At 42.2% G+C, this 204-nt stretch carries 1 protein-coding gene; it reads left to right on the top strand.

Annotated elements, in window-relative coordinates; all coding sequences use genetic code 11:
• On the top strand, window positions 1-204 hold a 204-nt coding region (locus Q0893_RS19565; RefSeq protein ID WP_299278991.1), incomplete at both ends, for a hypothetical protein.

Below are 204 nucleotides of genomic sequence, written 5' to 3'. Positions count from 1 at the left end.
TGTGGTGGAACACTTACAGTGAACTGGACTTACACAGATGATTGTCAGAGAACAATCGAAGCTAGTAAGACTATTACAGTATTACCAGCACCAATGGCTGAATTTGATGACGTAGAAGACATGGAAGTTTCATGTGAAGAAGCTGCATCTGTACAGGCAGGATCATTAGGATACACTAATGGCGGAACTGGAGCATGTGAGATT

The sequence above is a fragment of the uncultured Psychroserpens sp. genome (genome assembly GCF_947494225.1).
Classification (GTDB): Bacteria; Bacteroidota; Bacteroidia; order Flavobacteriales; family Flavobacteriaceae; genus Psychroserpens.
The sequence above is the reverse complement of the archived record's forward strand: the minus strand, read 5'-3'. Positions and strand labels throughout refer to the sequence as shown.